We start from the raw sequence: 6,963 nt of genomic DNA, 5'->3' as shown, positions 1-6,963 counted from the left end.
GCAAGGCCTCGAAGAGCGCAAGCAGGTCCTCTACCTGCTCGGTCCCGTCGGCGGCGGCAAATCCTCCATCGCGGAAAAGCTCAAGTCGCTGATGGAACATGTTCCCTTCTATTGCATCAAGGGCTCGCCGGTGAACGAGTCGCCGCTCGGCCTGTTCAACGCCGAGGAAGACGGTGCGATCCTGGAAGAGGATTACGGCATCCCGCGCCGCTACCTGAAGACCATCCCCAGCCCATGGGCAGTCAAGCGCCTGCACGAGTTCAACGGCGACATCAACCAGTTCCGCGTAGTCAAGCGCTACCCCTCCGTGCTCAAGCAGATTGCGATCTCCAAGACCGAGCCGGGCGATGAAAACAACCAGGACATTTCTTCCCTGGTCGGCAAGGTCGACATCCGCAAGCTGGAAGACTACTCGCAGGACGATCCGGATGCCTACAGCTACTCCGGCGGCCTGTGCCTGTCGAACCAGGGCCTGATGGAATTCGTCGAAATGTTCAAGGCGCCGATCAAGGTGCTGCACCCGCTCTTGACCGCGACGCAGGAAGGCAACTACAAGGGCACCGAAGGTTTCGGCGCGATCCCGTTCGACGGCGTCGTGCTGGCGCACTCGAACGAATCCGAGTGGAAGGCATTCCGCAACAACAAGAACAACGAGGCATTCCTCGACCGCATCTACATCGTGAAGGTGCCGTACTGCCTGCGCGTGTCGGAAGAGATCAAGATCTACGACAAGCTGATCACCAGCTCCTCGCTCGGCAAGGCGCCCTGCGCGCCGGGCACGCTGAAGATGATGGCGCAGTTCGCGGTGCTGTCGCGCCTGAAGGAGCCGGAAAACTCCAGCATCTTCTCGAAGATGCAGGTGTATGACGGCGAGAACCTGAAGGACACCGATCCGAAGGCGAAGTCGCGCCAGGAATACGTCGACTACGCCGGCGTGGACGAAGGCATGAACGGCCTGTCGACCCGTTTCGCGTACAAGATCCTGTCCCGCGTGTTCAACTTCGACAATACCGAGGTCGCCGCCAACCCGGTGCATCTGCTGTATGTGCTGGAACAGCAGGTCGAGCGCGAACAGTTCCCGCCCGAGACCGAGCAGAAGTACATGTCCTACATCAAGGAGTACCTGGCGCAGCGCTATGTGGAGTTCATCGGCAAGGAGATCCAGACGGCGTACCTCGAGAGCTACTCCGAGTACGGCCAGAACATTTTCGACCGTTACGTGACCTTCGCCGACTTCTGGATCCAGGACCAGGAATTCCGCGATCCGGACACCGGCGAAAGCTTCGACCGCGAGTCGTTGAACAGCGAGCTCGAAAAGATCGAGAAGCCGGCCGGGATTTCCAACCCGAAGGATTTCCGCAACGAGATCGTCAACTTCGTGCTGCGCGCGCGCGCGCAGAACAACGGCAAGAACCCGGCCTGGACCAGCTACGAGAAGCTGCGCACGGTGATCGAGAAGAAGATGTTCTCGAATACCGAAGAGCTGCTGCCGGTGATTTCCTTCAATGCGAAGGCCAGCGCCGACGACGCGAACAAGCACCAGGAATTCGTGTCGCGCATGGTGGCGAAGGGATACACCGCCAAGCAGGTGCGCCTGCTGTGCGAATGGTACCTGCGGGTTCGCAAGTCGTCGTGATGTAGAAGTACCCTGCGCTTCACGGAAGGTCGGGATGGGGGCGCCCGGCGAGGGGCGGTGCGGCCGCGCTGCGGATTGCGATTGCCAACCTCCCTACCCCCACCCCAACCCGTCCACCTCCCCGCTTGCAAGCGGGTCGGATGAAGGCGGCGCAAAGCATGCTTTGCGAAACCCCGCCTTCATCCCCCTGCTAGGGGGAGGGAGCCGGCCGGCTGCCGCAGGACAGTCCCTCTCTCCGAACCTGAGAGGGAGACAACAACGCCCATACAGTTTCAGGAGGCACTTTGGCTCACCTCATCGACCGGCGCCTGCAGGGAAAGAACAAGTCCGCTGTGAACCGCGAACGCTTTCTCAGGCGTTACAAGGGGCAGATCAAGGACGCCGTGACACGCGCCATCAAGGGCCGCTCGATCAAGGATGTCGAGAAAGGCGAAAAAGTAACCATCCCCGTCAAGGACATCAACGAGCCCACGTTCGGCCATACGCATGGCGGCGTCTGGGAAGTGGTCCGGCCGGGCAACGAACAGTACCAGAAAGGCGACCAGATCCAACGGCCCAAGGGCGGCAACGGCGCCGGCAAGGGCAAGGCGGGCAACAGCGAAGAAGTAACCGAGGACGATTTCACCTTCGAGCTCACGCGCGAAGAGTTCATGAACTACTTCTTCGAGGACCTGGAGCTGCCGAACCTGGTCAAGACCCAGCTCACCTCGATCACCGAGTTCAAGAACCAGCGCGCCGGCTACACCATCTCCGGCACGCCGACCAACATCCACGTGCTGCGCTCGATGCGCGGCGCGATCGGCCGCCGCATCGCGGTCGGCGCGAAGTCGCGCAAGCGGCTGCGCGAGGCCGAGCAGGAGATGAACGAGCTGCTCAAGACCACGTTCGAGGACGATCATCGCATCCTGGCGCTGCGCAAGGAGATCCACCACCTGCGCGCCAAGCTGGACGGCATCGCCTTCCTCGATCCGATCGACCTGCGCTACAGCAACCGCATCAAGGTGCCCAAGCCGTCCAGCCAGGCGGTGATGTTCTGCGTGATGGACGTGTCGGGGTCGATGGACCAGGCGAAGAAGGATGCCGCCAAGCGCTTCTTCATCCTGCTCTACCTGTTCCTCGAGCGCGCCTACGAAAAGATCGAGGTGGTGTTCATCCGCCACCACACGCAGGCGACCGAAGTGACGGAAGACGAGTTCTTCAATTCGCGCGAGTCGGGCGGCACCGTGGTGTCGTCGGCGCTGCACCTGCTCAACAAGGTGATCAACGAGCGCTATGCGACCAGCGACTGGAACATCTATGTCGCGCAGGCCTCGGACGGCGACAACTGGGACAACGACTCGGTGACCTGCCGCGAGCTGCTGGTGCAGAAGATCATGCCGATGGTGCAGTACTACGCGTATGTCGAGATCACCGACGGCGAACCGCAGAACCTGTGGCACGAGTATGCGCAGATCCCGGATCACCATCCGCACTTCGCGATGCAGAAGATCGAGTCGCCGGCGGATATCTATCCGGTATTCCGTGAACTGTTCAAGAAGCAACCGAAATGATCAAAGTCCTCAACAAAGCGCCAGCGAAGAAGACCGGCCGGAAGAAGGCGAGCAAGCCGGTCCGACTGCCCGAGCAGTCGGAATGGACCTTCGACCTGATCGAGCAGGCGCACGGTGAAATCCGCCGCGTCGCCGAAGGCTTCGGCCTCGACACCTATCCGAATCAGCTGGAGATCATCAGCGCCGAGCAGATGATGGATGCCTACGCGTCGGTCGGCATGCCGGTGTCGTATGCGCACTGGTCCTTCGGCAAGCACTTCCTGTCCACGGAAAAGAGCTACCGCCGCGGCCATATGGGGCTGGCGTATGAGATCGTCATCAACTCCAACCCCTGCATCGCGTACCTGATGGAAGAGAACAGCCTGACGATGCAGGCGCTGGTGATCGCGCACGCGTCCTACGGGCACAACTCCTTCTTCAAGGGCAATTACCTGTTCCGCACCTGGACCGATGCGGAAGCGATCATCGACTACATGGTGTTCGCGAAAAACTACATCGCCGAATGCGAGCAGCGCTACGGCATCGAGGCGGTGGAACTGCTGCTCGATTCCTGCCACGCGCTGCAGAACTACGGCGTGGACCGCTACAAGCGCCCGGCCAAGCTGTCGCTGTCGAAGGAGCGCGAGCGCCAGGAAGAGCGCGAGCGCTACCTGCAGTCTCAGGTGAACGACCTGTGGCGCACGCTGCCCAGGAAAGCCGAGGTCGTGGCAGAGCAGGCGCCGAGCCGCTTCCCGGCCGAGCCGCAGGAAAACCTGCTGTACTTCATCGAGAAATATGCACCGCTGCTGCAGCCCTGGGAGCGCGAGATCGTGCGCATCGTGCGCAAGATTTCGCAGTACTTCTATCCGCAGCGCCAGACCCAGGTGATGAACGAGGGCTGGGCGACGTTCTGGCACTACACGATTCTCAACCAGCTGTACGACGAAGGCGTGGTCGGCGACGGCTTCATGATGGAATTCCTGCAGAGCCACACCAACGTGGTGTACCAGCCGCCGGTCACCAGCAAGTACTTCAACGGCATCAACCCATATGCGCTCGGTTTCGCGATGATGCGCGACATCCGCCGCATCTGCGAAAACCCGACGGAGGAAGACCGGCAGTGGTTCCCGGACATCGCCGGCAGCGACTGGAAGAAGACGCTCGACTTCGCGATGCGCAACTTCAAGGATGAAAGCTTCATCTCGCAATACCTGTCGCCCAAGCTGATCCGCGACTTCCACTTCTTCGCGGTGCTGGACGACGACAGGAAGGACAAGCTGCAGATCTCGGCGATCCACGACGACGCCGGCTACCGCTACCTGCGCGAACAGCTTGCCGGGCAGTACAACATGCACAACCGCGAGCCGAACATCCAGGTATGGTCGGTCGACACCCACGGCCACCGCGCGCTGACCCTGCGCCACAACCAGTACCTGCGCCGGCCGCTGAACAACCAGACCGACGAAGTGCTGAAGCATGTCGCGCGGCTGTGGGGCTTCGATGTGATTCTGGAAACGGTCGATCCGGAAGGGCGGGTGTTGAACAGCATCGAATGCAAATGCGAAAAGAGGCAGCGCAACTGACTGACGCTGCAGGGGAAGGACCGGGAATGGATGCAAGGTTTGCGGGGGTGCCGCCGGAAAGGGGAGCGCCGCATGGCGTGCGGTGCCCTGCGCAAACCGGCTGAGCTGTCTTTTTTCGGATGGGCGCTTGCCGGAGCAATCCGGCAAGACTTTTGCCAAAGCGAAAGCTTTGGCATTTTTTTTCCCCCCGCCAATCCGATGACCTGTCCATCGCTGTAATTTTTTCCGCACTGCTGTAGCCTCTTCCACCCCTCTCCCGCACCCGCAGCCCGCCTTCACCCGCAACGTCACTGGCATGCTCATTGCCTTACGCAGTCCAGGCATCCACCCGTGCCAGCCCCTGGCGATTGCCATCATCTTCCCGAAGGAGACGCGAAATGCAAGAACGAAAGAATCTCAACCGCTTGCTCGGGGCCGCTCTGCTGGCGTGCCTGTTCGGCCTGCCTCCCGCGGCGCAGGCGCAGAGCGGCAGCACGTCGGCCACGCAAGGCGCCGGCGCCGGACAGAAGGCCGGCGGCAAGCTCAGCCGCGCGGATGAAAACCTGATGCGCGAGATGGCGCAGTCCAATCTCGCGGAAATCGAAACCGGCAAGATCGCGCTGAGCCAGTCGAAGAACGACCAGGTGCGCAACTTCGCGCAAAAGATGGTCGACGACCATACCCAGGCGCAGAAGGAGCTGGAGCAGCTGGCGCAGGCCAAGGGCGTGACGCTGCCCACCGAGCCGGACCGCAAGCACAAGGCGGCGGCGAAGAAACTGTCTTCCTTGCAGGGCGACAACTTCGACAAGCGCTACCTGGCACAGGGCGGGCTCTCCGACCATCGCAATACCCATCGCCTGCTGGAGCGCATGCAGAGCCGCGCCACGGATCCGGACCTGAAGGCGCTGGCCGCGAAGATGACGCCGATTATCGAACAGCACCTGACGATGGCGGAGGATGTGACCGGATCGGCAGCCAGCCTGTCCGGATCGATGGGGCCGGCCGGCACGTCGAGCACTTCCAGCGGCGGCGGCTCCTCGGGCGGCGCCGGAAAGTCCGGCGTTTCCGGTACTTCGGGCTCCTCCAACAGCACCAGCCCGGGCAAGCAGTGACGCGGACCAGGCAGGAGCAGGCATGAACACCGACAACATCATTTCCATCCTTAACGACCTGATTGAAACCAGCAAGGACGGCGAAGAGGGCTTTTATGCCTGCGCCGCCGATGCCTCCGACCCGCAGCTCAGGACGTTTTTCTCGAATCGCGCGCAGGCCTGCGCGGTTGCCGTCCGCGAACTGCAGGAACTGGTGCGCAGGTACGGCGGCGACCCGGAAAACAGCAGCAGCCTGGGCGGCGCGGTGCATCGCCGCTGGCTCGACATCAAGGCGCTGGTGACCGGCAAGGACGACCGCGCGGTGCTGCAGGAGTGCGAGCGCGGCGAGGACATCGCGGTCGCGAGCTACCGCAATGCGCTCGGCCGCAGCCTGCCTCTCGATGTGCGCGAGGTGGTCGAGAAGCAATTCGAGGGCGTGCAGCGCAATCATGACGCGGTGAAAAGCTTGCGCGACCAGTACCGGGCATAGGGGACCGAGGATGTCCGTGCGGTAAAATAGCGGCCTGCCTAAAGGTTTCATGCATGCTGCGACTTACCAACGTCATCCTCCCGCTCGACCATCCCCCCTCCGACCTGCCGGCCGCGATTCTTGCCCGCCTGAAGATCGGCGCCGGCGACCTGCTGGGTTTCACCATTTTCCGCCGCGGCTATGACGCGCGCCGGCGCAGCCAGATCACGCTCGTCTATACGCTCGACGTCGAGGTCGCGAACGAGGCCAAGGTGCTGGCGCGCCTGCAGGGCGAAGCGCAGGTCGGCATTGCGCCCGACACCCGCTACAAATATGTGGCGCAGGCGCCGGCGGAACTGAAATCCCGGCCTGTCGTGATCGGTTTCGGCCCCTGCGGCATTTTCGCCGCGCTGATCCTGGCGCAGATGGGCTTTCGGCCGATCATCCTGGAACGCGGCAAGGTGGTGCGCGAACGCACCAAGGACACCTGGGGCTTGTGGCGCAAGCGCGAGCTGAATCCGGAATCGAACGTGCAGTTCGGCGAAGGCGGCGCCGGTACCTTTTCCGATGGCAAGCTGCACAGCGGCATCAAGGACCCGAAGCATTACGGCCGCAAGGTACTCACCGAATTCGTGAAGGCGCATGCGCCGGAAGAAATCCTGTATGTCAGCAAGCC

The 6,963-nt window shown here is 62.1% G+C and carries 5 protein-coding genes and 1 pseudogene; all 6 read left to right on the top strand.

Annotated elements, in window-relative coordinates; all coding sequences use genetic code 11:
- On the top strand, positions 1-1,636 hold a 1,636-nt coding region (locus VEC01_RS15555; protein WP_324901816.1), incomplete at its 5' end, for a PrkA family serine protein kinase.
- Positions 1,637-1,920: 284 nt separating this feature from the next.
- Complete coding sequence (locus tag VEC01_RS15550) at positions 1,921-3,186, top strand: YeaH/YhbH family protein (RefSeq protein WP_324901815.1); 1,266 nt, start codon at positions 1,921-1,923, stop codon at positions 3,184-3,186.
- Positions 3,183-4,748 (top strand): SpoVR family protein, encoded by a 1,566-nt coding sequence (locus VEC01_RS15545; protein WP_324901814.1) that lies wholly within the window; start codon positions 3,183-3,185, stop codon positions 4,746-4,748. Before VEC01_RS15550 ends, VEC01_RS15545 begins: the two co-directional genes overlap by 4 nt.
- A gap of 377 nt (positions 4,749-5,125) precedes the next feature.
- Positions 5,126-5,839, top strand: coding sequence for a DUF4142 domain-containing protein (locus tag VEC01_RS15540; RefSeq protein WP_324901813.1), 714 nt, complete (start codon positions 5,126-5,128; stop codon positions 5,837-5,839).
- Between the two features lie 22 nt (positions 5,840-5,861).
- Positions 5,862-6,308 (top strand): PA2169 family four-helix-bundle protein, encoded by a 447-nt coding sequence (locus VEC01_RS15535; RefSeq protein ID WP_324901812.1) that lies wholly within the window; start codon positions 5,862-5,864, stop codon positions 6,306-6,308.
- 53 nt (positions 6,309-6,361) lie between these two features.
- A pseudogene (locus VEC01_RS15530) lies at positions 6,362-6,963 on the top strand (hypothetical protein); the annotation flags it as partial.

The sequence above is a fragment of the Noviherbaspirillum sp. genome, from assembly GCF_035627455.1.
In the GTDB taxonomy this organism is placed as follows: Bacteria; Pseudomonadota; Gammaproteobacteria; order Burkholderiales; family Burkholderiaceae_D; genus Noviherbaspirillum.
This window is presented reverse-complemented; position numbering and strand designations above follow the sequence as displayed.